At 72.1% G+C, this 24,432-nt stretch carries 20 protein-coding genes; 8 read left to right on the top strand and 12 right to left on the bottom strand.

Annotation, left to right across the window (positions count from 1 at the left end):
• Positions 1–119 precede the first annotated feature (119 nt).
• A complete protein-coding gene (locus IO39_RS28955) occupies positions 120–905 on the top strand; it encodes a hypothetical protein (RefSeq protein ID WP_043629456.1) in 786 nt (261 codons plus the stop codon).
• Positions 906–995: 90 nt separating this feature from the next.
• On the opposite strand, the gene IO39_RS51090 is transcribed toward IO39_RS28955, so the two are convergent.
• The gene (locus IO39_RS51090; protein WP_052423511.1) at positions 996–2,324 is read right to left on the bottom strand and encodes a hypothetical protein; all 1,329 of its coding nucleotides are present in this window, start codon (positions 2,322–2,324) and stop codon (positions 996–998) included.
• A 197-nt stretch (positions 2,325–2,521) separates the two neighbouring features.
• On the opposite strand from IO39_RS51090, the gene IO39_RS28965 reads away from it, so the two are divergent.
• Positions 2,522–4,741: a thiamine pyrophosphate-dependent enzyme gene (locus tag IO39_RS28965; protein WP_211267209.1), complete on the top strand. Its 2,220-nt coding sequence runs from the start codon at positions 2,522–2,524 to the stop codon at positions 4,739–4,741.
• 85 nt (positions 4,742–4,826) lie between these two features.
• Here the strand turns inward: IO39_RS28965 and IO39_RS51095 are convergent, their stop codons facing one another.
• Complete coding sequence (locus IO39_RS51095) at positions 4,827–6,374, bottom strand: serine/threonine-protein kinase (protein WP_052423512.1); 1,548 nt, start codon at positions 6,372–6,374, stop codon at positions 4,827–4,829.
• Positions 6,375–6,421: 47 nt separating this feature from the next.
• Positions 6,422–7,120, bottom strand: a complete 699-nt coding sequence (locus IO39_RS28975) for a M50 family metallopeptidase (protein WP_043629462.1) — start codon at positions 7,118–7,120, stop codon at positions 6,422–6,424.
• A gap of 361 nt (positions 7,121–7,481) precedes the next feature.
• Between IO39_RS28975 and IO39_RS28980 the strand changes: the two genes are divergently transcribed.
• The 6 genes from IO39_RS28980 to IO39_RS29010 all read left to right on the top strand — a co-directional run bounded on the left by IO39_RS28980 (position 7,482) and on the right by IO39_RS29010 (position 12,675).
• Positions 7,482–7,940: a nuclear transport factor 2 family protein gene (locus IO39_RS28980; RefSeq protein ID WP_169789137.1), complete on the top strand. Its 459-nt coding sequence runs from the start codon at positions 7,482–7,484 to the stop codon at positions 7,938–7,940.
• A 17-nt stretch (positions 7,941–7,957) separates the two neighbouring features.
• The gene (locus IO39_RS28985; RefSeq protein WP_043629469.1) at positions 7,958–9,079 is read left to right on the top strand and encodes a magnesium and cobalt transport protein CorA; all 1,122 of its coding nucleotides are present in this window, start codon (positions 7,958–7,960) and stop codon (positions 9,077–9,079) included.
• Between the two features lie 237 nt (positions 9,080–9,316).
• On the top strand, positions 9,317–9,565 hold the full coding sequence (locus IO39_RS28990) for a hypothetical protein (RefSeq protein WP_157549017.1): 249 nt from the start codon (positions 9,317–9,319) through the stop codon (positions 9,563–9,565).
• Positions 9,566–9,570: 5 nt separating this feature from the next.
• Positions 9,571–11,628 carry a hypothetical protein gene (locus IO39_RS28995; RefSeq protein WP_043629473.1) on the top strand — a complete coding sequence of 686 codons (2,058 nt, stop codon included), beginning with the start codon at positions 9,571–9,573 and terminating at the stop codon, positions 11,626–11,628.
• Positions 11,625–12,179 (top strand): hypothetical protein, encoded by a 555-nt coding sequence (locus tag IO39_RS54940; protein ID WP_157549019.1) that lies wholly within the window; start codon positions 11,625–11,627, stop codon positions 12,177–12,179. The genes IO39_RS28995 and IO39_RS54940 overlap by 4 nt, the downstream gene beginning before the upstream one ends.
• 232 nt (positions 12,180–12,411) lie before the next feature.
• Positions 12,412–12,675, top strand: a complete 264-nt coding sequence (locus IO39_RS29010) for a hypothetical protein (protein WP_043629480.1) — start codon at positions 12,412–12,414, stop codon at positions 12,673–12,675.
• A 214-nt stretch (positions 12,676–12,889) separates the two neighbouring features.
• Here IO39_RS29010 and IO39_RS29015 read toward each other — a convergent pair whose 3' ends face one another.
• The 9 genes from IO39_RS29015 to IO39_RS29055 form a co-directional block, all read right to left on the bottom strand.
• Positions 12,890–13,198, bottom strand: a complete 309-nt coding sequence (locus tag IO39_RS29015) for an SCO4225 family membrane protein (RefSeq protein ID WP_157549021.1) — start codon at positions 13,196–13,198, stop codon at positions 12,890–12,892.
• A 657-nt stretch (positions 13,199–13,855) separates the two neighbouring features.
• A complete protein-coding gene (locus IO39_RS29020) occupies positions 13,856–15,391 on the bottom strand; it encodes a phospholipase A2 (RefSeq protein WP_052423513.1) in 1,536 nt (511 codons plus the stop codon).
• A gap of 159 nt (positions 15,392–15,550) precedes the next feature.
• On the bottom strand, positions 15,551–17,068 hold the full coding sequence (locus IO39_RS29025) for a heparinase II/III domain-containing protein (protein ID WP_052423514.1): 1,518 nt from the start codon (positions 17,066–17,068) through the stop codon (positions 15,551–15,553).
• A 186-nt stretch (positions 17,069–17,254) separates the two neighbouring features.
• Positions 17,255–18,019, bottom strand: a complete 765-nt coding sequence (locus IO39_RS51100) for a hypothetical protein (RefSeq protein WP_052423515.1) — start codon at positions 18,017–18,019, stop codon at positions 17,255–17,257.
• Positions 18,012–18,758, bottom strand: a complete 747-nt coding sequence (locus IO39_RS29035) for an RNA polymerase sigma factor (protein ID WP_342671449.1) — start codon at positions 18,756–18,758, stop codon at positions 18,012–18,014. Before IO39_RS29035 ends, IO39_RS51100 begins: the two co-directional genes overlap by 8 nt.
• 58 nt (positions 18,759–18,816) lie before the next feature.
• Positions 18,817–19,776 (bottom strand): winged helix DNA-binding domain-containing protein, encoded by a 960-nt coding sequence (locus IO39_RS29040; RefSeq protein WP_052423516.1) that lies wholly within the window; start codon positions 19,774–19,776, stop codon positions 18,817–18,819.
• 185 nt (positions 19,777–19,961) lie between these two features.
• Positions 19,962–22,235 carry a transglutaminase TgpA family protein gene (locus IO39_RS29045; RefSeq protein ID WP_043629486.1) on the bottom strand — a complete coding sequence of 758 codons (2,274 nt, stop codon included), beginning with the start codon at positions 22,233–22,235 and terminating at the stop codon, positions 19,962–19,964.
• The gene (locus IO39_RS29050) at positions 22,232–23,395 is read right to left on the bottom strand and encodes a DUF58 domain-containing protein (RefSeq protein WP_052423517.1); all 1,164 of its coding nucleotides are present in this window, start codon (positions 23,393–23,395) and stop codon (positions 22,232–22,234) included. Before IO39_RS29050 ends, IO39_RS29045 begins: the two co-directional genes overlap by 4 nt.
• Positions 23,396–24,421, bottom strand: coding sequence for an AAA family ATPase (locus IO39_RS29055; RefSeq protein ID WP_245642323.1), 1,026 nt, complete (start codon positions 24,419–24,421; stop codon positions 23,396–23,398).
• Between the last annotated feature and the right edge of the window lie 11 nt (positions 24,422–24,432).

Consider the following 24,432-nt stretch of genomic DNA (forward strand, 5'->3'; position numbering starts at 1 on the left):
GGAAGACGGAATAGGACTGGCTTTCGCATCCGACTGCGGCCGATCATGTACGGAGGGTAGCTTTCCGGATGTGCCGCGCGGCTTCACCCTTCCCTCAGGCGCGTAAAGGAGCGCACCCGATGATGTTCGACCTTCGAAGGACGTGTCGTGACCTGCAGATCAGGGTCGCGAAGCTCGAGCAGGTTACGGTCAGTGGCATGCCCGGCTCCACCATCGCAGAACGATTCGACACGCTCCACTCCCGCGTGGACACTGTCGGCAATAACATCCTCGACAAGATGGACAAAGGCTTCGCAAGGCTCGACAAGGAGCTGAGCGACGTCAAGTCCGAACTGGGCGACGTCAAGACAGAGCTGGGCGACGTCAAGACCGAACTGGGCGACGTCAAAGTCGACCTGCACACCGTCAAGACCGACCTGAGCAGCGTCAAGACCGAACTGGGCGACGTCAAAGTCGACCTGCACACCGTCAAGACCGACCTGAGCGGCGTCAAGACCGAGCTCACCGGCTTCAAGGCGTCGGTCGACGAACGATTCACCGTCATCGAGCACGAGATCGGCGACGTCCGGCTCGTGATCAACGAGCGCTTCGGCGAGGTCGAAGAGCGCTTCACCGACTTCGGAAAGCAACTGAATGTGCTCCAGTCGGACCTGACCAAGGTCACCCAGCTGGCGCAGACGATCCACAACGACACCGGCCTACGGGACCTGCGGATCGACAAGCTCGGCCAGTGGCTCGACGAACACGACGGCCGCTTCGACCGGATCGACCAGCGGCTCGACACGCAGGACGGCCGCTTCGACCGGATCGACCAGCGGCTCGGTGGGCACGACAGCCGGTTCGATCGGATCGAGGCGCTGCTGGTCGGCATCGACGCGAAGCTGGCCGACCCGCAGCCCAACTAAGGCAGCCCAACTAAGGCGGCCCATCTAAAGGCGGAAAAGGAAACGAGGCCCGGGGTGGTGCCCCTTGGGCCTCGTTCCCGTGCCGGCGCGTCAGCGGCGCACGCGGACGTAGTCCCTGCGGCTGTGGTCGCCGTAGGCGTCCTCGTCACCGGCGAACACAAACTTCCAGTGACCCGAGTTCCAGGCCTTGACCCTGGTGTGGAGCCGGCCGCTGTCGGCGGACCAGGTGGACTTCACGTACTGCCACTTCCGGGCGCCCAGCGGCTTGAAGTACAGCGCCACCTTGCCCTCGTAGCCCTCCCACGAGCCTTCGTCGTCGATCTGCAGCAGGCCCCCGAACCTCAGGTACTTGCCGCGCTTGACCGGCTCGGGAGAGGCGTTGAACCTGATCAGCCGGCTGTCGGCCTTCTCCTCGGGCGGCGGGGCGGGCTGCTCGACCCGCACCCAGTCGGGGTTGCCGACCGAGCCGTTGACGCCGCGCGTGCCCCGGTACTCGGCGCGCCACCAGCCGGAGGTCACGGCCTCGGCGGAGGCGTGGAAGCGGCCGTGGCGGCCGGTCACGTCGCTGGTGACGTACTCCCACCTGCGCGAGCCGTCGGCCTTGAAGTAGATGCCCACGCGCTGGCCGGGCAGGCCGCCGCGCTCCTCGACGCGCAGGGCGCCGCTGAAGGTGAGCCGGTCGCCCTTGTCCACGGGCTCGGGCCGGACGTCGAAGCCGGCGATGCGGCTGGCGAGGGCGCCCCGCCTGACGTCCACTCTGTCGGCGTCGCTGACGGAGCCCCGGGCGACGCCGGTGGCCGCGAACTGGGCGCGCCACCAGCCGGTGGCCTCGGCCCGTACGCGGGCGCCGAACCAGCCGCCGCGGACGGTCTTCGCCTTGGCCACCTCGCGGTAGTCGGCGGAGCCGCGGGCGCGGAAGGAGATGGAGACCGTCTGGTCGTCGTACTCCTTGCCGTCGGCGAAGAGGCGGCCGGAGAGCCTGAGGGTCTCGCCCTTCTCGACCCGGTCGGGGCTGGCGTCGAAGTCGGCGAACGTGGTGGTGAGCGCCTTGACGACGTCGAACGTGCCCGACTTGGCGGGGTTGCCCTCGCCGACGGCGGTGGCGGTGTAGCTCACCTTGCCGGCGGCACCGGGGCCGAAGGACCTGGTGCCCGTCCACTTCAGGCCGCCGGAGACCGTGGCCGGCGTGACGGCGACCGCGGCTCCGCCGACCTTGAGCTCGGCCTTGTCGGTGCCGGTCGTGGTGAACGTGAACGTGACGCTGACGTCGTCGTCGAAGACGACGATCGGCGGGGCGGGGCTGATGGTCACGTCCGAGATGGTGGGGGCGGCTGCCGCCGTCGCGGGGGGCGGGGCCAGGGCGAGCGCCCCGGCGCCGACCACGAGGGCGAGGGCGGCGACACGAATGCGTTGTAACATGCGGGTTCCTTTCCTGGAGACCCCAGTGCTTCAACGCGGCCTTGAGGGTGCCACGTGTGCCTCTAGTAGACGTGCGGTCCGCCGGGAAAGTTGGGAATTCTGACAAACAGTTATAGATGCCGGTCAATCGGACCGCTCCACCAACAGTCACCGGCTTCCGGCAGACGCCGGAGCCGATGAAAGACATAATCGATGCTGTGGCGCGGGACACAGTTGAGACTCATTTCACCCAAACGGTCGAGACGCTCAAGGCGGGCCCGGCGCGAGATCCGGGGTCTCCGGTCCGGGAGGGCACCTCCCTGACCGGCGAGCAGTGCGCGGCGCTCTTCCGGCGGCAGCTCGACAGCCGGCTGCTCGACATCGCGGCCCGCTGGCTGCGCGAGCGCGATGAGGGCCACTACACGATCGGCTCGGCCGGCCACGAGGGCAACGCGGCCGTCGCCGCCGCCCTGCGCCCCACCGACCCGGCGCTGCTGCACTACCGCTCGGGCGCCTTCTACCTGACCAGGTCCGAGCAGGCGGGGCGGCTGCCCGAGCAGGGCCTGCGCGACGTGCTGATGGGGCTCACCGCGGCGGCCGACGAGCCGATCGCGGGCGGCCGGCACAAGGTGTTCGGCCATCCCGACCTGGCCGTCATCCCCCAGACCTCCACGATCGCCAGCCACCTGCCCAGGGCCGTGGGCGTGGCGTTCGCCATCGAGCGGGCGCGGGCGCTCGGGGTGCGCGCCGCGTGGCCGGAGGACGCGGTCGCGGTGTGCAGCTTCGGCGACGCCTCGATCAACCACGCCAGCGCCCTCTCGGGCTTCAACACCGCCGCCTACGCCACCTACCAGGGGCAGCCGCTGCCGCTGCTGTTCGTGTGCGAGGACAACGGCATCGGCATCAGCGTGCGCACCCCCAAGGGGTGGGTGGAGGCGGCGGCGCGGCGGCCCGGCATCGAGTACATCGCCGCCGACGGCTGCGACCTGGCCGCCGCCTACGACGCCGCCGTACGCGCCGTGACCCACGTGCGCGAGCACCGCTCCCCCGCGTTCCTGCACCTGTCCACCGTGCGGCTGATGGGCCACGCGGGCTCCGACGTCGAGTCGGCGTACCGCACCCAGCGGGAGATCAGGGCCGACCTGGCGCGCGACCCCCTGCTGCGCACGGCGGAGCTGCTGGTGGAGGCGGGGCTGGAGACGCCGGAGGAGCTGCTCAAGACGTACGAGTCGGCGCGCGAGCACGTGCTGCGCATCGCCCTGGAGATCTCCCGCAGCCCGCGGCTCAGCTCCGCCAAGCAGATCATGGAGCCGATCGCGCCGCGCAGGCCCGAGCTGATCGCCAAGATCAGCCCGATGGCGGCCTCGGCACCGGTCAGGGAGAAGGCGTTCGCCGGCGCGCTGCCCGAGAACGACCGGCCGATGACGCTCTCCCAGGCCATCAACCGCACGCTCGCCGACGCGCTGGCCGTCTATCCGGAGATGACGGTGTTCGGCGAGGACGTCGCCAAGAAGGGCGGCGTCTACGGCGTGACCCGGGGGCTGCAGAAGCGCTTCGGGGCCGGGCGGGTGTTCGACACGCTGCTGGACGAGCAGGCGATCCTGGGCCTGGCGCTCGGCTCCGGGGTGTCGAAGCTGCTGCCGGTCCCCGAGATCCAGTACCTCGCCTACCTGCACAACGCGCTCGACCAGATCCGCGGCGAGGCGGCCACGCTGTCGTTCTTCTCCCGGGGCGCCTACACCAACCCGATGGTGGTGCGGGTGGCCGGGTACGCCTACCAGAAGGGGTTCGGCGGCCACTTCCACAACGACAACGCGGTGGCCGCGCTGCGCGACATCCCCGGGCTGGTCATCGCCTCGCCCGCGCGCCCCGACGACGCCGCCGCCATGCTGCGCACCTGCCTGGCCGCGGCCCGCACGTCGGGGTCGGTGTGCGTGTTCCTGGAGCCGATCGCGCTCTACCACACGCGCGACCTGTTCGAGCCCGACGACGGGGGCTGGACGGCCCCGTACGCGCCGCCCGCGCGCTGGGCGGAGACCCACGTGCCGATCGGGCGGGCGCGCTCCTACGGCGACGGGCGCGACCTGACGATCGTGACGTTCGGCAACGGGGTGCGGATGAGCCTGCGCGCCGCGGTCCGGCTCACCCAGGAGGGCTACGGCTGCCGCGTGCTCGACCTGCGCTGGCTGGCGCCGCTGCCGATCGACGACCTGCTGCGCGCGGCCGAGCTGACCGGCAACGTGCTCATCGCCGACGAGACCCGGCGCACCGGGGGCGTCTCCGAGGGGATCGTGACCGAGCTGATCGACGCCGGGTTCACCGGGAAGGTGGCGCGGGTGACCTCGTCCGACAGCTTCATCCCGCTCGGGAGGGCGGCCGATCACGTGCTGATGTCGGAGGAGGAGATCGAGCAGGCGGCCCGCAAGCTTCTGGGCTGATCGCCGCGTGAAGCACCCTGCGCCGATCACTCGGCCGGTCGGTGGGCGCGGTGGGCCGGTCGGTGGGCCGGTCGGTGGGCCGCGGTCACTGGGTCGATGCGGCGACCGCGCCCCTGATGCAGGCCGGCTTGGACCAGGCGACGACGGACGAGCGGGAGATCTCCAGGGGAACTCCCACCAGGAAGCAGTAGCCACGCTCCCGGTCCAGGCCGGCCACGCGGGTGGAGGTGACGCCCTGACCGAGCGCGGTGAGGGTGTGCTGCTCCTTCTCCCCGGGTGAGCGCTGCAGGACCACCGGGTGGCGGCGGGCGGCGGCGGGCAGCGACCAGCGCAGCTCCACCACCACGCCCCGGTCGGCGGTCACCTTGACCTGGCGCGGGACCAGGGCGGACGTGTCCTGCCTCCCGGACGGGGCGGAGGTGTCCTGGGCGGCGGGGGTCTGGGCGGGCTGGGCGGCGCCGGTGGCGGGGGGCCGGAGCGAGAGGTGGACGGCCACGGCCGCGACCCCGATCAGAATCCCCCTGCGCCCGCCCGACCCGCCCCGGGAGTCCGGCCGGACCGTGGCGACGGGCCCGACGCCACCAGCGTCCTGCTGGTACGCCACTTCCGGCCGCCGCGCGGGCACGTCGGCGCTCGGGCCGGGAGGCTGGGTCGCCGGCGGGTAGGAGTGCGGGCCGGGAGGCTGAGTCGCCGGGGCGTAGGAGTGCGGACCGGGAGGCTGAGTCGCGGGGGTGTGGGGGTGGTGCGGGCCGGGGGCCGGGGTCGCCGGGGTGCCGGCGTCCTGGCCGATCAGGTCCGTCACCGGCAGGCCCAGCTCCGCCTGCACCGCCTGGAGGCGCCGGGCCAGCTCGCGCGCCGACGCGTACCGTGTTCCGGGCTGTTTGGACATGGCCCGCAGGACCGTCTCGAACACCGCCGGCGGCAGGTCGGGGCGGTTGATCGGCGGCGGGTCGAGGCTCAGCACCCGGTACATCAGCGGCGCGATCGACGGGTCGTCCGGGTTGTGGAAGGCGGGCCGGCCGGCCAGCAGGTGGTAGAGGGTCGAGCCGAGCGAGTAGAGGTCGGAGGCGACCGAGTGGGGCTGCCCGGTGAGCACCTCGGGGGCGGCGTGCAGCGGGGTGAACGCCTGCGAGGTGGCCGAGATCTCGGCGGCGTCCACGACCCTGGCAACGCCGAAGTCGGCGATCGCGGGCTCGCCGTACCGGGAGATGAGGATGTTCTGCGGCTTGATGTCGCCGTGCAGCACCCCGGCGTCGTGTACGGCGGCCAGCGCCCCGGCCAGCTTCACGCCCGCCCGCAGCACCTCGAGCACCGGCAGCGGCCCCTCCTTGCGGACCTTGTCGCGGAGGGAGCCGTGCTCGAAGAAGTCCATCGCGATGTACGGCTTGCCCGAACTCGTCACGCCGGTGTCGAAGACGGTCACGACGTTGGGATGGCCGGTCAGGCGGCCGGTGAGCTGCAGCTCGCGCTGGAACCTGCGCATCGTGCGCTGGTCGACCCGGTCCACGGACAGCACCTTGAGCGCCACGACCCGGTCGAGACGCTCCTGGTAGGCGCGGTAGACGACGGCGAACCCGCCCTGGCCGGCCTGATCGAGCACCCGGTAGCCGGGCGCGTCCTCGACTGGCAGCACTGCACTCTCCCCCTGTTGCCCTATGGAGTTTAGTGGGACCGCAGTGGCTACAAGGGATTCATGAGGTATGCGCCGAACGCCACCGACACCAGGGACACCAGCAGGAAGAAGAACACGTAGAACCCGCCGGGCAGGAACGTCAGCCGGGCGAGCTGGTCGGCGTCGGAGTCCCTGGCCTGCCGCCTGCGCCGCTTGCGCTGCAGCTCGATGATCGGCCGGACCCCGCCGAACAGCAGGAACCACGCCGCGACCAGGGCCACGACCTGCTGGACCTGCGCGGGCGCGTACATGATCAGGGCGAACACCGCGCCGCCGGTGACCAGGAGGATCAGCGCGCCGTACAGGTTGCGGATCAGCAGCAGCATGCAGACCAGGAGCAGCAGCACGCCCCAGATCAGCAGCGTGATGAGGCCCTGCTCGGTCATCCACGCGGCGCCCAGGCCCAGCAGCGGGGGCGCCAGGTAGCCCGCGAGCGCGGTCAGCACCATGCCGGGCCCGGTGGGCCTGCCCCTGGTCAGGGTCACGCCCGAGGTGTCGGAGTGCAGGCGGATGCCTTCGAGCTTGCGGCGGGTGAGGAGCGCCATCAGCGCGTGGCCGCCCTCGTGGGCGATCGTGATCAGCCCCCGGGACACCTGCCAGGGCATGCGGAAGCCGACGATCAGCAGCGCGGCCAGCGCCGAACCCAGCACGACCCGGGGGTCGGGGTCGGGTTGCACCTTGATCAGGTGGGCCCAGAACTTGTCCATCGAGGAGAAACCCTAACCGCTCGGCCCGCCGTCCGGAGCGGAGAAGGCCGGTGATGTGCCGGGAAGGGAACAACCCCGCCCGGGAGCCGCATCGGACTCCGCCCGGGGCTCGCCCCGGACCCGCTCGGGACTCACTGCGGGCCCGCTCGGGACTCACCCCGGACCCGCTCGGGACTCGCTGCGGGCCCGCCTTGGGCCCGTTTGGGGCCAGCCCGCTTGGGGCCCGCTTCGTACCGGCTTTGACCCCGCGCGCTCGCGTCCCGGCTCGCGTCCCGGCCCGCGTGCCCTCCCTCTCCGCTCAGGACCGCGTGGCGGGACAACGGGCCGGGCGTGGTCTGATAGAAGAGTGAACGATCGGCACGTGGCGCTCATCAGCGCTTTCTACGACGCTCTCGGCCGCGCGGACTTCGCGGCCATGGAGCGCTGCTACCACCCCGAGGTGAGTTTCGGCGACCCCATCTTCCAGGAGGTGGAGGGGCGCGACAGGGTGATGAGGATGTGGCGGCTGCAGCTCGGCGTGCGGGACGGGCTGAAGTCGGAGTACCGCGACGTGACGGCCGACGACTTCACCGGCACCGCCCACTGGACCGCCCGCTACACCTTCTCCAGCACGGGGCGTGCGGTCGTCAACGAGATCGACGCGCTGTTCAGGTTCGAGGACGACCTGATTGTTCGCCATCACGACGACTTCGATTTCAAACGATGGTCGAAAATGGCACTTGGCAGGCCACATGGGCTTTTGTTCGGATGGACACCGATGTGGCGCAAGACCATCAGGGACCGCGCGACGGCGCAGCTCGACGGGCTGAGCCCGTCATAGCCGAAAGTGGAGGGGCCATGGCCAGGGCGAAGGGGTTCAGGCGCAGCGGAGAGGTCCGCGAGGAGGCGCCCGAGCACTCGATGGACCCGCGCGCCCTGGAGGAGGAGCGGCCCTACCGCCCGACCGTCATCGACAACGCGATCTACCAGAACGGCGAGCGCATCGACAACCCCGGTTCGCTCGCCGACGCCTTCGAACGCCTCAAGCAGATGCCCGACGCGATGGCCTGGATCGGGCTCTACCGGCCGAAGGAGTGGGAGCTGGTCAAGCTCGGCGAGGAGTTCGAGCTGCACGAGCTGGCGCTGGAGGACGCCATCGTCGGCTCCCAGCGGCCCAAGTCCGACCGTTACGGTGACACGCTGTTCGTGGTGCTGCGGGCCGCGCGCTACCTCGACGACGTGGAGGAGGTCGCGTTCGGCGAGCTGCACGTCTTCGTCGGCCCCAACTTCGTGATCACCGTACGCCACGCCGAGGCCCCCGACCTGCAGTCCGTGCGCAAGCGCATGGAGTCCGACCCCGACCTGCTGCGGCAGGGCCCGCAGGCCGTCCTGTACGCCATCCTCGACGCCGTGGTCGACGGCTACGCGCCGGTGGTCGCCGGGCTGCAGAAGGACATCGAGGAGATCGAGGTCCAGGTCTTCGGCGGCGACCCGTCGGTGTCGCGGCGCGTCTACGAGCTGTCGGGCGAGGTGATCGAGTTCCAGCGGGCCACGGCGCCACTGGTCGGCATGATCCACGGCTTCATCGCGGGGGCGCGCAAGTACGGGGTGACCGACGAGTTGCAGAGCTACCTGCGCGACGTGGCCGACCACGCGATCACCGTGACCGAGCGCATCTCGTCCTTCCGCCAGATGCTGCAGAACATCCTGGTCGTCAACTCGACGCTGGTGACGCAGGCCCAGAACGAGGAGATGGCACGGATGACGGAGGCCAGCATCCGGCAGGGCGAGGAGGTCAAGAAGATCTCCGCCTGGGCCGCCATCCTCTTCGCGCCGACCCTGGTCGGCACGGTCTACGGCATGAACTTCGACTTCATGCCCGAGACCCACTGGGCGCTGGGCTACCCGTTCGCCATCGTGCTGATGGCCGCCGTCTGCGTGACCCTTTACACGGTCTTCAAACGCCGCGACTGGCTCTAGCCGGCTGCGACGACATGTCGGCGTTTGCTGCGAGATATCAAGCTATTCCATTGATATAAGCGTCGAGATATCTTCCCGCACAACTCGGCCAAACGGCACGAACCGCCGGCGGCTCAATTCCGTCCCATAGCCGTTCAGCAGGGACGGCGAATTCCCGCGTGCTCCGTCGCCGGGCTCCGGTTACCATGCCATGGGTTCGGCGTACCCGTTCCATGAAACGAACGAGATCAGGCGAGGATGGCGACGCGGGAACAAATCGACGCCGCCAGGCGGCGCATCGAACAATTGCGTGACCACCACGCGCACGAGGTGACCGCGCTCATCCGGCTGGTGGATGACGGCGCGCTCAAAGGCGCGGCCGGCGACCGGCTCGCCGCCGACCTGCGCGCCTGGGACCGGGGCTTCAAAGACCGCTTCACCCGCGCCCTGTCGCTCCTGGACTCGCTCCGGCCGACCGAGCCCGGCCAGGGGGCGACGTCCCGGTGAGCGCCATGGTCGGCATCGACCCCCTGCTCATGACGCGGCTGATCAACGGCATGAAGCGGGCCAGCAGCATCATCCCGGACGTCGATCGGCAGGTGGAACACGCGCTGACGTCACTCGGCATCCCGCTGTGGGGCCCCTCCCCGCTGCGTGCGATCGGCCGTCAGATGAGCGACCAGATCCCCGCGCTCCAAGGCCGCCTCGACCTGATCCTCGCCGAACCCGACCGCGTCTCCGGCGACGACGGCATCCTCTGGGCGAACGAATCCGCCTGGCTCTCGAAATCCCCCGCCGAAGGGGCGGCCGCCGCCAGGACGCTGGCCACGAAACTACGCGAACAGCTCGGCGGTCATTCCCTCGACCCTCGCCTGGTGGCCGAACTCGAACGGCACGCGAACGACCCGTACTTCGCCATGGCCTTCGCCATGGAGGTCCCGCCGCACGAGCTCAAGGCCCTGATCAACAGGGCCTACGGAGCCGGGCTCCCCACGTCGGCCCGCCCGTCCCAGCTCGACGCCGGCACCCCCGACCGGCTCGTCACCATGCTCGCCAGGCTCCTCGGCACCGCCTCGCGCGGCGCGGGCCGGATGAGCCTGCCCGACGACTACGCCGACCGGCTGGTGGACGGCATCGAGAACCCCCAGGACGCGTTCGCGGTGCGAGGGCTGCTGCAGGACGGGGAGTTCGGCCACGCCTTCCTGCTCACGACCGTCCGCAAACTGTACGACCGGGACCTCGCCCACCCGCCCGACCCGTCCCTGCCCCGGGACCCCTGGTCGATGCCCGGCCCCAGGGACGCCCCTCCCGGCGACCTCAGCCCCATGGGCACGGCCCTGCTCGCCCTGGCCCACCACCCCGCCGTCGCCCAGGACTTCTTCACCGACCCGCAGCGCAGACCGCTCGACTACCTGATGCGCCGGCACCACTGGCACGGCGACGCCGACGCCCGGCTCGGCTGGGCCATCGAAGCCTCCGCCACGGAGTTCCGCGACCACGACCTCCCGCCGGGCGGCTCACGCGGCTACAAGTCCGCCCTGATCGCCTCGTGGGCGGTCCACTTCTGGAGCGACCCCAAAACCCAATCCAACCTCCCGAACACCCGCCCCCACCTCAGCCGAATCCTGGCCCAGTACACGGGCGACGTACACCGAGCCACGCGAGCCTTCAGCGAGGAGGTTCCTGGCGTGATGGCATATCAGGACCCCGACAAGAATCTGCACGGCACGGAACCGTATGGCGCGCTGTTCGACGCCACCAGCATCAAGAGAGCGATGAGCTGGGCATTCGCAGACGACGACGCATTCCGCACCGTGGTCGCCGCGCACGGCGTCTATGCGACCAAGATGCTGGACGAAGTCGCCGGCAAGATCGCCGCCGAGGTCAGGGCGGACTTCGCACAATGGCGAAAGACACATCCAGGGGCGACCCCACAGCAACTCAACGCCGCCCGGCAAGACATCCTCGAAGATCGTATGAGCCGTAGCGGAGGCGCCGAATTCACCCGGGCAACACGCGGTTTGAGTAGAACAACCTGGGTGATCACCGACGCCGCACATATCTCCGATATCGAAGCGGCAAAGGCGGCCGACGCACGTTTCGCCACCTTCAAGGCGATGACCGAGCAGGTCGTAGAACTCGCTCCGGGACCGCAGGGAAAATTGATCGGCCTCCTCGTGGACGAAGCCAAGGTCTTGATTCTCGGGCAGACGAGGTCCAGCCACGAGGACACGGTGCGCACGAACGCCGACAGCGCAACGACATTGGCCAAACACATGTTCACCGACCTCACCGCCGCCACGATGATGCGTCATGGCCTGTTTGGCGATGGCGCCGTCCCCGCCGGGACGCACCCATACAAATACAGGGACTTCTCCCCTGGTTCAGATGGTTGCTTCATGACCGGCGGGAAGATCAAGTCATGGGCGAGCATGAATGCCGAGGAGCGGAGGTCCTACGGCGAATGGTTGTCACTGAACGAGACTGGCCGGATATTCGGCCCGCCGGATGAGGCCATTGAGATCGGTTTTGCAAGTGCCAAAACATACTATTCCGCGAGTGGCCCATGAGGATCAAATCACTGATCGTCTCGACTTTCATTGTCTTCGCCCTGACCACCGGATGCATGTCCTCACCTGCTTCGGCACCGGATCATCGGCCTCTGGGCATCGTTACCAATCCTCCGCGAGAATGCGATTTGATTTCGGCCAACGCAATCCAAATCGCAACAGGACTCACCACCTATCACGCGTTCGGCACAAAGACGGATATGGGGCGAGATTTCGAGTCCTGTACAGTGAGCGCGAGCCCGGACAGACAAGATGAGCGAGGACTCATGATCGAAGTCTTCGCACCACCTCCTACGAGCCCCGGAGGCCTGGAGAAGACCAAGACGTCCACACACGGGCAAGACCTTCCCCAGGGGTTGGGGCCAGGGTTCGCGGCGCGGCGGAAGAACGCGCAAGGGCAGACCATAGCGTTTGTCTATGGATGGACACCCGACTACAAGCGTCTTCTCACCGTCAACATCGTGGAGCACGCCGCAGGCAGGGATGCGCTGGCGGATGCGGTCGAGTTTTTCCGGCAGCTCAAACCTGTTCTGCTGGACAAGGCCGGGTGAGGCCGGAAGGGGAGCAGGGCTGGGGATCATTCCCGGTGAGGTGGTGAGAGTGGGTCGGCATGGTGTTGGTTCTGGGTTTTGCGGGGATTTGGAGGGGTTTGGGTTATAGGTTTTTCGGCGGGATGGGGGGATTCGACTTCGGAGGGGTTGCGGGTGGGTTTACGATGCTTTCGGCCTGGGCGTTCCACCGCCGCATCGGCTTACACACCGGCCACGACGAGATCGGACGGCGATGGTGACGCAAGAACGGCTTGACACGGCCAAGCGCCGGATTCTGCGGTTGCGTGACGAGCATGCGAGTGACATGGTCACTCTGGCTCGGCTGGTCGATGGCGGAGGGCTCAAGGGCGGGGCACAGGCCGGCCTTTCCGGTGGGCTCCTTTCCGGTGGGCTTCTGGAGTGGGATCGGGCCTTCGGGGAACTGGTCGATCAGACCTTGGCCATGCTGGATGATCTGTCCGGGCCGGCTCAGGGTGCCGGTGGGTTCGATCGCTGAAGGGCTCCGGCCATGCCGATGACAGGACGTTGGCAGGGGCTCGTGAGCATTCCCGGATGCCGGCAGGGGCTCGTGAGCATTCCCGGGCGTGCGCAGGAGGTTCGTGGGCGTTCACGGGCTGATGCTGGTCTTGGGCTTGGTGGTGGGACGTTCGGGGGTGGCACGGGGCGTGTGCTGGGGAAAAGCTTTGGTTGCGTCGGAGGGCGGAGCGGGGTCAGTGTTTGAGGCCGCCGAGGACTAGCCAGAGTGCGCCGGCCTGGATCAGGCCGACCAGGTCGACGGCCAGGATCCAGCCGAGTCCGCTCAGAGTCGTGCGGGACACGACGTAGCTCAGCGGTAGCGTGATCAACGTCTGGATCATGGTGAAGGCGTCCGGCACGCCGCGCCGGGAGGTGAACCAGGCCACGATCCCGAGAAGGATCACCAGTGCCGCGTAACTTCCCGCCACCCACGTTGCCAATGGCCTGCTCCTCATGTTGTTCGTGGTCCTTTCCACCGGATTGATCGGCTTCACCCGTTCCACCGGTCGGTAGGGCATCCTCGTCCGGCCACAAGGGGAGGTCGTGGCCGTCGTGGTACGTCCTCACCGGACCCCGGGAATGCCCCGTGGCCGTCGGTGGAGCGTTCTTCCCCGGCTGGGAGGGAGGTCGTCGGTTGCGTGTCCTTCCTCGACCGCGAGGCATGCCCTGGCCGCCGGTGGAGCGGCCTTCCGCGGCCTTGGGGAAAGCGGTCGGTGGGGTGTCCTCGCCGGGGCCGCGGGAAAGCGGTCGGCGAGGACGGATGGGTCAAGTTTGGGCCCCACCCATCGGGATGAGGCTGGTTGTTGGGAGTTGGGGGCCTCACCTCTTGGGATGAGACCCGTTGTCAGGGGTTGGGCCTCACCTCTTAGGTGGGCTCGTTGTCGGGTTGGGGCCTTGCTTTCCAGGGCGGGCGAGTTCAGCGGGTTAGGGCCTCACCTTTCCGGGATGGGCTGTTTTCAACGCGGTTGGGCCTCGCCTTTCCGCGATGGGCTGGTCAATGGCGTTGGGGCTCGCCTTTCGGGGCGGGCTGCTTTCACGGGGTTGGGCCTCACCTTTCGGGGCGGGCTGCTTTCACGGGGTTGGGCCTCACCTTTCGGGGCGGGCTGCTTTCAACGGGGTTGGGCCTCGGCTTTGCGGGGTGGGTGTGTTGGTCTACGGGGTCAGGTCCTGCTTCTGGCCAGGGTGGGTGGGTTGTTCGGGGTGGCGTCGGCGCCGTTGCGGGGGTCGCCGAGGCGGACGCCCTGGCGGTACGTCCAGGCCCAGGCGCTGCACCCGAAGGGGGAGCCGTAGGCGGGGCAGGTGCGGTCCGTCAGGGTGGTGTAGAAGACGTCGTCGACGGCCGACTTCTTGTCAGGGGTCATGTGGTGGGTGACGTTCGGGAGCTTGTAGGAGTTGCCGATGACCCCGAAGCCGTAGTCGTGCATGTCGCAGGCGGCGGTGAAGTCGTAGCCGCCGGGCGTGTTCCCGGTCGGTGAGCTGCAGTGGTCGTGGTTGATGCCCATGACGGTGTGGCCGGTCGGGGTGGTCCTGGGGCCGGACGGCTGCCAGCCGTAGTGGGCGACCGGGTCCGCCTCGCATTCGGCCTGCGTGTGCCACAGCCACTGCGACGCGTACGGGCAGGTCGGCGGGTAGTTGAGGAGGCCGGCGCGGGGCGCGCCGGTGGCGGGCGGCCGCTCCAGGGCGGCCTTCGGGCGGCTGCCCGTGGCCGGGAAGGAGAGGGTCCAGGTGCCCGAGTCGGGTGTGGTGATCCGGGTCAGGCGGCCCTGGGCGTCGTAGGAGTAGGCCGAGGTGCGTCCGTCGTCGAGGACGGCGGTGCGCAGGCGGCCCTGCGGGTCGTAGGCGTACGTGGCGTTCCGCCGGGCGGTGCTCTGCCTGGACTCGCTGCTGACGGAGACGAGGCGGCCGGCGAAGTCGCCCGGCTTGTCCGTGGTGGCCGTCGTCGTCCCGGCGTAGGTCAGCGTGAGCTTCGTCTCCGGGCCGGCGCCCGCGTCGAGGTCCGTCATGGCGGTGACGCGACCCTGGTCGTCGTAGGTGACGGTGGAGGTGCCGTACGCGGCCGTGCCGGCGGAGGTGACGCGCCAGGCGCCGGCGACGTGCTCCCAGGTGAGGACGAGGTCGAGGTCGGCGGGCTTGACCGTGGAGCCGTCCGCGCCGGAGCCGGCCCCCTGGGCGATGGTCTCCGTCGCCCGGGTGACGGTGCGGCCGGTCCGCGCGTCCTGGGCGGTGGTGACGGTGAGGACGGAGCCGGTGGCGGCCCGGTAGGTGCGGCGGCCGGGTTCGGCGTCGCGCAGGGTGTACCGGGTGGTCTCGCCCTCGTCGAGTTCGACGGTCCGGGCGTGGTCGTCGTTCAGGTCGAGCAGCCGGCCGGTCAGGCCGCCGAGGAACTCCGCCCGCCAGCCCGGCCCGAAGGCCGACAGGTCCGGCCGGGGTTCCGGCGGCGCCGGCTCCTTGAAGGGGCCGTTCTCCTGGCCGGTGAGCCGGTGGGTCCGGTCCAGGAGGCCGGGGAACTCCTCGCGTTGCGCAAGCTTGAAGGCGCGGGTCTGCGGGATGTAGAGGCCGGGGCCGGTGATGCTCACCTCCCGGGTGGGCTGCGGTGCGGGGCCTGACGTCCGCTCCTCGGCGGCGGCCGGGGACAGCGGGATCGCGAGGGCCACGGCGCATAACGCGGCGACGGTCGCGACACGCGGGATGCCCATGCGCGGGTACGTCCTTTCCTCCGGAGACCAGGGGTCACGCGCGGAGGAAACGAAGGACGCGGAGGTTCCGCCGCCCATGACCCGTCCTGGGGCTTGACGCCCTTCAGTATCGATGGCATTGATCGACTGTCAAGGCCAGGTCATGGGGGGCATGGCCGGTTATGGCAGGTCCGGAACGGGGGCCGGCCGCTCCTCGCCGACGCTGATCACGGTCAGCACGTTCGGCGCCTCGGGGGACAGGACGGTGACGGCCTCGGCCGTACGCAGGTAGCCCGTCGAGACCAGCGCGGGCCGCACCGCCTGCCCCCCGCCGGGGAACTGCGTGAGCGTGACCCGGAACCCGCCGGCGTCCCCCAGCACCACCTCCCCGTCCCGCCGGGACACCACCGTGAGCGCCGGGTCGAAGTGCCACAGGCTGCGCAGCGTCCCCGAGTCGACGCAGTCGTGCACGACCATCACATCCGGGTCGTGGCCGACGAGCACGCGCCGGGTCCTGCGCACCCCGTAGGCGTCGTCGGCCAGCTCGTACGACTGGCTCGACGGGCCGGCGGACGAGGCGAGCAGCCGGGTGGCGGTGCCGGGCCGGAACGTGCCGGCGGTGGGCACGGGCACGTTGTGCGCCTCCGGTGAACGGGTCCAGTCGGCGTACCCCGTCCGCTCGTAGGAGTGGAACCCGGTCTCCACCAGGATCGCGCGGCCCCGCGCCGAGTAGGTGACGCCCAGGTGGTCCTCGTGGCCGTGCAGCCGCCGGCCCGGCCCGAACCTGATCGAGTAGTACGCGGCCCGCGGGTCGTCCCACGCGGTCCTGCCGAACACGTACCCCGCGTCGAACACCTTCACCACCGGCCCCTCGTGCCGGAACCCGTCGGCGCGGGCGTCGGCCGGGCTGTCGCCGATGGGGACGAGCCGCCCGTCCGGCTGGGTCGCGTGCGCCACGTACGACTCCAGCGCCCGGCGCCTGGCCACCAGCCGCTCGGGCGGCTCGGCCCCGCTCTCGCGGATCGCGCGCAGGGCGACGCCGAGCCGCCGGTGCACGTACAGGCCGTAGCGGGGGGCCTGCTCGTGCAGCGCGCCCTGCGCGTCGATGGCCAGCTCGGCCGAGGCCGTCATCCTGCGCACGGCCAGGTCGCGCCAGCGCGCCCGGCCCAGCCGGCAGCCGATCACCAGCAGCCCGATGTCCTGGTCCAGGCCGTGGTTGTGGCCCTCGCGATACAGCGCGGGGTCGGCCAGGACCTCGCCGTGCTCGGCCAGGCCGTCCCACAGGCGCTCGGTGCGTACGTGCTCGCTGAGGCACACCAGCGCCGGGGCGCGCAGCGCGACGGCGTGCTCGGCCCAGGCCCACTCGCTGACGCCGGGCCCCCCGCGCGGGTTCGCCCGCATCCAGTGGTCGGCCACGGCGGCGGCGCGGTCGAGGCACGCCCGCTCGCCCCCGCCCTCGTAGGCGGCGACCAGGCGGCCCACCCAGCGCAGGGCGTGCAGGTTCAGCGCCCACGAGCGGTTGCCGTGCGGGTTGGCGGTCCAGTCGATCGCGGCCGGGTCGGACTCCGTGCCCAGCCGTACGGGCGGCAGGCCCACGAACGTCACGAGCCCGTCCATCACCTCCTCCACCTTGATGCCGGGGAACTGGTCGCTCAGGCAGATGGCCCTGCCCGAGGTCGTGCGGGCACGCCAGAACATGTCGTGGCTCCTGTTTCCGGGCGCGCGGAACCCACCGCGCGGCGCGAACGGGGTCTCAGCTCGGCGGCATCCCTGCCGGCGCGACGGCCGGCGTCACGGCCGCCGCCCGACCGGCGTCACGGCCGCCCAACCGGCGTCTCGGCCGACCAACCGGCTGAACGGCCGCTCAGCCGAGGTCACGGCCGCTCAGCCGGGGCCCTCGTCGGTCCAGCCGGCGGCGAGGACGACCTCCGAGCGTTCGCCGTCGTCGCTGGAGAGCACCTGCGAGGTGGCCGGGTCGATGGTCAGGGTCCGCACGCGGCCGGCCGGCAGGGCGTACGCGAACGACTGCCCGTGGCGGCCCCGCTCGTCCGTGGCGGTGCCCAGGTAGCGGACGCCGGGCAGGTCGGCGAGCGCGCGGTAGGCGGCGGCGCGCACCGGGGGCGGGGACGGCTTGGTCCACAACAGGCCGCCGAGCGCGTCGGCGAGCAGGCCCTCCGAGCCGGGCGGCAACATCGCCGCCACCCGCTCGCGCAGCTCGGCGGGGTCGGCGGGCAGGGCCTGGATCTGCTCGTACGTCACGTCGCGCCCCGCCATGCTGAACGGCGACCGCCCGGTGACGGGGGTGACCCGGCCCCGCTCGGCGGTCCACGCCCTGCCCTGCCTGGTCACCCAGAGCTCGGTCTCCCTGACGCCGTCGTGCAGCTTGCGCACGTGCCAGTAGGCGCCCTCGGTGGTGGAGCTCGCGGCCGAGGTGGCGGCGGTCAGCAGGATCCGCCTGCCGGGCTCCATGGGCTGCTCCCGGGCAAGCACGCTGACCAGGAGCAGGGTGAGGGCCGCCACGGCGGGGATCAGCGCGGGCCAGGGCAGCCGCCTGCGCCGCCGCCGGGCCGTCACCCGCCGCCACACCCTGCTCTGGGCGTGCGGGCCGGGGCTCGGCCGGCCGTACAGCTCGCGGACCAGCTCATCCATCGACGCGCACCTCCCCGAGCCGGGCGCGCAGCTTCTTCCTGGCGCGGCTCAGGCGGGAGCCGACCGTGCCGTACGGGATGCCGAGCGCGGTGGCGATCTCGTCGTGGCTGAGCCCGGCCAGCGCGACCAGCAGCAGCACGTCGCGGTCGCGCCGGTCGAGCGCGGCCAGGGCGGCGGCCAGCTCGGGGCGCAGGCTCTGGGCGCTGACGCGCACGGCCACGGTCTCCTCGTGCCCGGGGGCGTCGGCGTCCCGGCCGAGGCGGCCGAGCGCGCGCAGGGTGCGGGCCTCCAGGCGGCGGTGCTTGCCGATGAGGTTGGTGGCGATGCCGTACAGCCAGGCGCGGACCCCGGCGCGGGCGGGGTCGTACCGGTCCCGCTTGCGGAACGCGGTGAGGAACGTCTCGGCCACGATGTCCTCGGCGATGTCGGCGCCGAGGCGCTGGGCGACGTAGGTGTGGATCTCCCCGAAGTACGCGTCGAACACGGCCGCGAAAGCGTCCGCGTGGCCCAGCGCGGGGTGGTCCAGCGCTTGCGGGTGGTCCAGCGCGTGCGGGTGGTCCAGCGCTTGCGGGTGGTCCAGCGCGTGCGGGTGATCGCCGCGCGGGGCGGTGTCACGCAGGATCCCGTCGTCCGGAGCCCCGGCGTCCGGAGGCCCGTCCCCCGAGGGCCCGGCGTCCAGGGCGGGGCCGGGTGCGCGGGCCGCCCAGGGCATCGTGGCCGCGATGGTCTCCCCCGTCATGTGCAACCTTCCGATGGATCAGTGGTCATCTGTTATCACCCGATGCACCGGTTCGCTTTCACGCGCCGAGGAAGCGCCGTACGTCGGCCGTCTCCTCCTCCAGCAGCCCCCCGGGAAGCTCCGCGAAGGGCCGCACCTCCACCTGCGCGCCCTTCCTCCCCCACACGCCCCTGATCACGCCGTCCACCAGCACGAACGGACGCAGCACGCCCCCTCCGGGGAACACCTTCCGCGTGTGCTCGGCGGCCAGGACCGGGGTGCGGTCGCGCCAGCCCATGAGGTATTCGTCGAAGGCGGGCGCGAGCCGCACCACCGGCCGCCGCGCCGGGGGCGGGGGCGGGGTGTCCGCGCTCAGGCGCCAGGCGGCGCGGGCCTCGCCGAGCGGCAGGCCCGACCAGGCGGCCAGGTCTTCGGGACCGGCGGGGTGGTGGGCGCGGCGGTAGCGGACGGCCAGTTCCCGGAGCGCGCGCTCGCGGTCGGGCTCGGGGGTGACGGGGGCGCCGAGCCAGTCGGCGGCGTGCACGTACGTGGGCTTGCCCGCGCGGGACGGCCCCAGCACGGCCAGGCCGTGGTGGGCGGCCAGCGCCACCAGGTGCACCACGCCCTGGCCCGTGGCGCGGCCCTTGAGCCGCTCCTCCAGGTCTGCCTTGGTGAGCGGGCCCTGTCCCGCGAGGGCGCCGGTGATGAGCGGGAGCAGGTCGTCGCCGGTGACGCCCTCCTCGGCGAGACGGCGCAGGGTGTTCGTGGCGCGGCCGGCGACGGCGTGGATCCAGGGCAGGTCGTCGGCGTGGGCGAAGTGGAGGGTGCCGCGCGGGCCCCAGGTCCTGACGATCTCGCGGGCCTGCCAGGCGGCCTCGACGTCGGCCGGGGTGAGGGTGGCGGAGCGGGCGCGGAAGGCGAGCAGCGCCGAGGGGACGTCCTGGGCCTGCATCGCGCCCAGCCGCCGGACGATCTCCCCCGCGCCCAGGCCGGCCGGGCGGTGCAGGAGCTGCGCCTCGACGCTCCTCGGCCCGGTCACGCCGGACGCCTCACCGGACGCGCCTGAGGTGCTGCGACTTCCTGGGGTGCTGCGGCTTTCCGGGGTGCTGCGGCTTCCTGGGGTGCTGCGGCTTTCTGGGGTGCTGCGGCCTTCCGGGGTGCTGCGGCTTTCTGAGGTGCTGGGCGTGGTGGGCATGCTGGGCATCATCCCAGGAGCCGGACGCGTCATCGCAGGAGGAGGCGGTCGCGCAGGCGGGCGGGGAGAGGGGTGCGGGCGCGGGCGGCGCGCCGGACGGCGTCGCTGTGCCGCCAGGCTTCGCTTGCCGCCGCCTCGACGGCCGCCGCCTCGGTAACCGTCGCCTCGGTGCCGGTTTCCGGGGCGTACCGTACGAAGTTGGCGATCTCACCCAGCGGCCGGAGATGTACGGAGATATCCTCCGGCTGCCCGGACACCACGTCGGCGGCCGTCAGCGCGTGCTCTCCCCGCAGCCCCAGGTCGTCGCAGGCCTGCCGCCACGCCCCCAGCACCCGCTGCCCGGGCTCCGGCGCGCGCCGCCGCCTCCGCCTGCGCCACCACGGCACCACGGCCACCGCCACCGCGTACGCCGCCGCCGCGCCGGCCGCCAGCGCCCCCGCGAGCGCCCACGGGTCCACGCCGGCCGCCTCGTCCTGCCCGCCCCGCTCCGCGGCCCGCGGCTCGGACCTCCCTGGCCGGTCGGCGCCGCCCTCGGCGAGCTCGTCCGCCAGCTCCTGGCTCTCCTCGATCGCCGAGGAGGCCACCTCGTGGTCGTCCCTGGCCCCGCTGCGGCCGGGCGTGGGGTAGAACGGCCGCCAGCCCAGCCCGGCGAACTTGATCTCCGCCCACGCCATCACGTGCCCCGACCTGACGTGGTACACCCCGCCGGCGGCCTGCCCGGGGCGGAACCCCACGACCACCCGCGACGGCAGCCCGAGCGTCCTGGCCATGAGCGCGAACGCGGCCGCGAACTGCTCCGACGTCCCCCGGTGCGTCGTGCGCAGGAAGAACTCCAGCCCCTTGAGCGAGTGCCCGGGCGGCGCGGTGACGTCGTAGCCGGCGGTGGTGCGCAGGTAGTTCTGCAGGCGGTACGCCTGCCTGATCGGCTCCTGCGCGCCCTTGACGGCCTGCCGGGCGAGCTCGCGCAAGAGCCGCTCCTGCGGACCGTCGGGGACGTCGGTCAGGGCCGGGTCCCGGACGGGGACGGCGGCGAGCAGCTCCTCCTTGGACGGCCTGGGCACCCGCGAGGTCACCTCGTATGCGAACCCCTCGGGCGGCCTGGCGGCGGCCAGCAGCGAGCCGCTGTCCGGGTCCACGGCCAGGCCGCGCACGCCGGTGACCCGCTCGGGCCGTTCGGCGGCGGGCAGCCAGGTGCCGGGCAGGCCGCCGAGGGTGACCCGCTGGCGCACGACGTCGGCCGCGCCCGTCCACTCCCCCTCGGGCACCCGGCCGCCGGTGGGCCGGAAGCGGGCGGAGGAGGTCCAGCGGACGCCGTCGTACCGGTCGAGCACGGCCAGCCGCCAGTTGAGCGGCCGGTCGGCCTTGACGGTGAACAGGTCGCGGTCGGGGATCTGCAGCCAGGCCGAGACGCGGTCGAGCGGGCTGACGCTGTCCACGCGGGCGGGCGGAGGGAGGTCGGCGTGCTCGCGCGGATCGTACGGCCGCGCGGCGATGGGCAGCAGCGGGGCCGCCACCAGCGCCAGCGCGGCCAGCACGGAGGCCGCCAGGAGGCCGGCGGGCAGCCAGAGCGGGGAATGATCGCCGCGCAGCAGGGCGAGCGCGGCGACCAGCACGAAGAGCGCGGCCGCCACTGGCAGGTTCGAGCCCTCGCCGTCCACGCCCAGCACGAGCGCCAGGCCGTGGACGGCCAGGGCGGGGAGCACGGCGGCGATCCGGGTGCGGGTGCGGGTCAGGGTCTCGGCGCCGATGGTGGCCGCCGCCCAGACGAGGGTGTGGACCAGGACCAGCAGCTCCGGGTCCGGCCGGGCGGGCAGCAGGGTGGACAGCAGGGCGTGCCAGGAGTCGGCCACGTCCTTGACGACCGCCGGGCTCAGCGTGCCGTAGAGGGGGACGGTGCCGGCCAGCCAGAGGAGCACGTCCAGCAGCAGGGCCAGCCAGAGGGGGCGGCGGCGGGTGAGCGCGGCGACCGCGGCGGGGGCGAGGGCGGCGGGCACGATGGCGAGCAGCAGCTCGGCGCCGGGGAAGACCCGGTGGAACCCCCACCCGGCCACGCCGGACACGGCCGCCACCACGACCAGCCCGGCCGTCCACCGCCACCCCGGCTCCCGCCGCCCGCCGCCGGGAGCGGGGCTCGGCGACGCCTCCCGCCCGCCCCGGCCGGTGAGGCGCGACGACGCCTGCCACCCGCCCCGGCCGGTGGGACGTGTCGACGCCTGCCGCCCGCCGTGACCGGCAGGGCGCGGCGGCGCGGCCGGTGGCGCGGTGGCCGGGGTGTGCTGGGTGTCGAGAGGGGCCCGGGTCATCGGGTGCTCCAGGCCGGGGGCAGGTCGTCGAGGGAGGTGATGGGGACGATCGTCACGCCGGGCGCGGGGGCCGGGGCGGGGGCCGGGCCCGCGTACACGCAGATGACGTGGTCGAAGCGGCGGCGCAGGCCGGCCGCGCGTCCCACCTGCGCCGGGTCGCCCGTCACGAGCACCAGCGAGCCGCCGCCGCGCGCCGTCCGCAGCACCTCGGCGGCGCCCGCCGCGCCGGTGCCCGGCCGGACCAGGGCGAGCCGGTCCAGGATCGTCTCGGCGTCCGGCCTGGCGTCGGGCGGGAGGCCGTCGCCGGTCAGGACGCGTACGGGGAAACCGGCCCGGGCGGCGGCCACCGCGACGGAGGCGGCGGCGTCCACCGCGGGCTCCGTCAGGCCGAGCGTGTCCAGCACCACCGTGGTCGTGGGCAGGGCCGCGTCGATGAGCCGGCGCACCATCAGGGTGCCGGTGCGGGCGCTGGAGCGCCAGTGGACGTGGCGCAGGTCGTCGCCCACCACGTACTCGCGCAGGGTGTGGAAGGTGGCCGTGCCGCTCGGCGCGTTGTCGCCGGCGGGGCCCTCCAGGTGGTGGGCCCTGCCGGAGGGCGGGACGGGCAGGGGGAGCGTGCGGGGGCGTACCAGGAGGGTGGCGGGCGGACCGTACTCGCGCACGCGGCGCGTGAGCCCGAACGGGTCGGCGCGCACGACCACGAGCGGCCCCACGGGGATCTCCCCGCGCTCGCCGGTCGGCAGCGGGTACGACACCGTGCGCGCCGCGCCCCTGGGCAGCCGGGGCAGGTCGACGACGTGCTCGGCGCCGCCCACGCGGTCCCCGGCGCGCAGCCCGGACAGGCCGCGGCGGCCGAGGTTGGCGACGTGCAGCACGGCCACGGCGGCCTCGCCGCGCGGCACCTTGAGCGGGGTGACCTCCCTGCGCACCTCCAGGGCCGGTTTCGGAGCGGTCCACGCCAGCGCGGCGGCCAGCGCGAGCAGGGCGCCCGTGGCCAGCACGACGGGCTCGGGGTAGCCGAGGACGAAGCCCGCCGCGTACAGGACGGCCGCGCCGGCCAGCGTGCCCCGGCCCAGCGGGGTCAGCGCCCCGGCGAGCCGCGTGCCGGACCGCGTGCCGGACCGCGGGCGGGAGGCGGGCGGGGGCGGCTGGGAGCGCACCTACGCCGCCTGCGGCACCGGCATCCCGGCGAGGATCTCGCCGAGCGCCGCGGCGGCGGTGACCTCGCGCAGCTCGGCCTCGGGGGTGAGGATCAGGCGGTGCGCCAGCACCGGCACGGCCAGCGCCTTGACGTCCTCGGGCACCACGTAGTGACGCCCGGCCGCGGCGGCCTTGACGCGCGCCGCGCGCAGCAGCGCGAGGCTGCCCCGGGGGCTGGCGCCGAGCCGCAGGTGCGGGCTCGTCCGGGTGGCGCCGCACAGCGCCACGATGTAGTCGTAGACCGGGTCGGCCACGTGGATGCGCGCGGCGAAGTCGATCATCCCGGCCACGTCGGAGGCCCGCGCCACCACCGGCAGCCGCTCCACCTGCGGCCCCGTTGGCATGCCCTTGAGCACCTCGACCTCGGAGGCGTGGTCGGGGTAGCCGACGGAGATCTTCATCAGGAACCGGTCGAGCTGCGCCTCCGGCAGCGGGTACGTGCCCTCCATGTCCACCGGGTTCTGCGTGGCCACCACCAGGAACGGCCGGGGCACCGGATGCGGCTCGGCGTCCACCGTGACGCGGCGCTCCTCCATGACCTCCAGCAGCGCGGCCTGCGTCTTCGGGGAGGCGCGGTTGATCTCGTCGGCGAGCACGATGTTGGCGAAGACGGGCCCGTGGTGGAACTCGAACCTCTGGTGCGCCTGGTTGAAGATCGACACGCCGGTGATGTCGCTGGGCAGCAGGTCGGGCGTGAACTGCACGCGCCGCCACTCCGCGTCCACGCTGGCGGCCAGCGCGCGGGCGAGCGTGGTCTTGCCGGTGCCGGGGACGTCCTCGACGAGCAGGTGCCCCTCGGAGAACAGGCAGATCAGGGCCAGCTCGACGGCCTCGTGCTTGCCGCGGATGACGCGCTCGATGTTGCCGGCCAGGAGCTGGAAGCGCTGGGCGAACTGGCCGGCGAGCTGCTGCTGCCCCTGCGGCTGCACCTGCGGGAGCGGGGACTGGTACGGCGGCTGCTGGTCCTGGTAGTTGTACTGGGTCAACTGAGTCCCCT

The organism is Nonomuraea candida (assembly GCF_000725485.1).
Classification (GTDB): Bacteria; Actinomycetota; Actinomycetes; order Streptosporangiales; family Streptosporangiaceae; genus Nonomuraea; species Nonomuraea candida.

Coding starts and splice junctions, on each gene's coding strand:
- IO39_RS28955 (WP_043629456.1), top strand. CDS start 120: ATGATGTTCGACCTTCGAAGGACGTGTCGTGACCTGCAGATCAGGGTC.
- IO39_RS51090 (WP_052423511.1), bottom strand. CDS start 2,324: ATGTTACAACGCATTCGTGTCGCCGCCCTCGCCCTCGTGGTCGGCGCC.
- IO39_RS28975 (WP_043629462.1), bottom strand. CDS start 7,120: ATGGACAAGTTCTGGGCCCACCTGATCAAGGTGCAACCCGACCCCGAC.
- IO39_RS28985 (WP_043629469.1), top strand. CDS start 7,958: ATGGCCAGGGCGAAGGGGTTCAGGCGCAGCGGAGAGGTCCGCGAGGAG.
- IO39_RS28990 (WP_157549017.1), top strand. CDS start 9,317: ATGGCGACGCGGGAACAAATCGACGCCGCCAGGCGGCGCATCGAACAA.
- IO39_RS28995 (WP_043629473.1), top strand. CDS start 9,571: ATGGTCGGCATCGACCCCCTGCTCATGACGCGGCTGATCAACGGCATG.
- IO39_RS54940 (WP_157549019.1), top strand. CDS start 11,625: ATGAGGATCAAATCACTGATCGTCTCGACTTTCATTGTCTTCGCCCTG.
- IO39_RS29010 (WP_043629480.1), top strand. CDS start 12,412: ATGGTGACGCAAGAACGGCTTGACACGGCCAAGCGCCGGATTCTGCGG.
- IO39_RS29020 (WP_052423513.1), bottom strand. CDS start 15,391: ATGGGCATCCCGCGTGTCGCGACCGTCGCCGCGTTATGCGCCGTGGCC.
- IO39_RS29025 (WP_052423514.1), bottom strand. CDS start 17,068: ATGTTCTGGCGTGCCCGCACGACCTCGGGCAGGGCCATCTGCCTGAGC.
- IO39_RS51100 (WP_052423515.1), bottom strand. CDS start 18,019: ATGGATGAGCTGGTCCGCGAGCTGTACGGCCGGCCGAGCCCCGGCCCG.
- IO39_RS29035 (WP_342671449.1), bottom strand. CDS start 18,758: ATGACGGGGGAGACCATCGCGGCCACGATGCCCTGGGCGGCCCGCGCA.
- IO39_RS29045 (WP_043629486.1), bottom strand. CDS start 22,235: ATGACCCGGGCCCCTCTCGACACCCAGCACACCCCGGCCACCGCGCCA.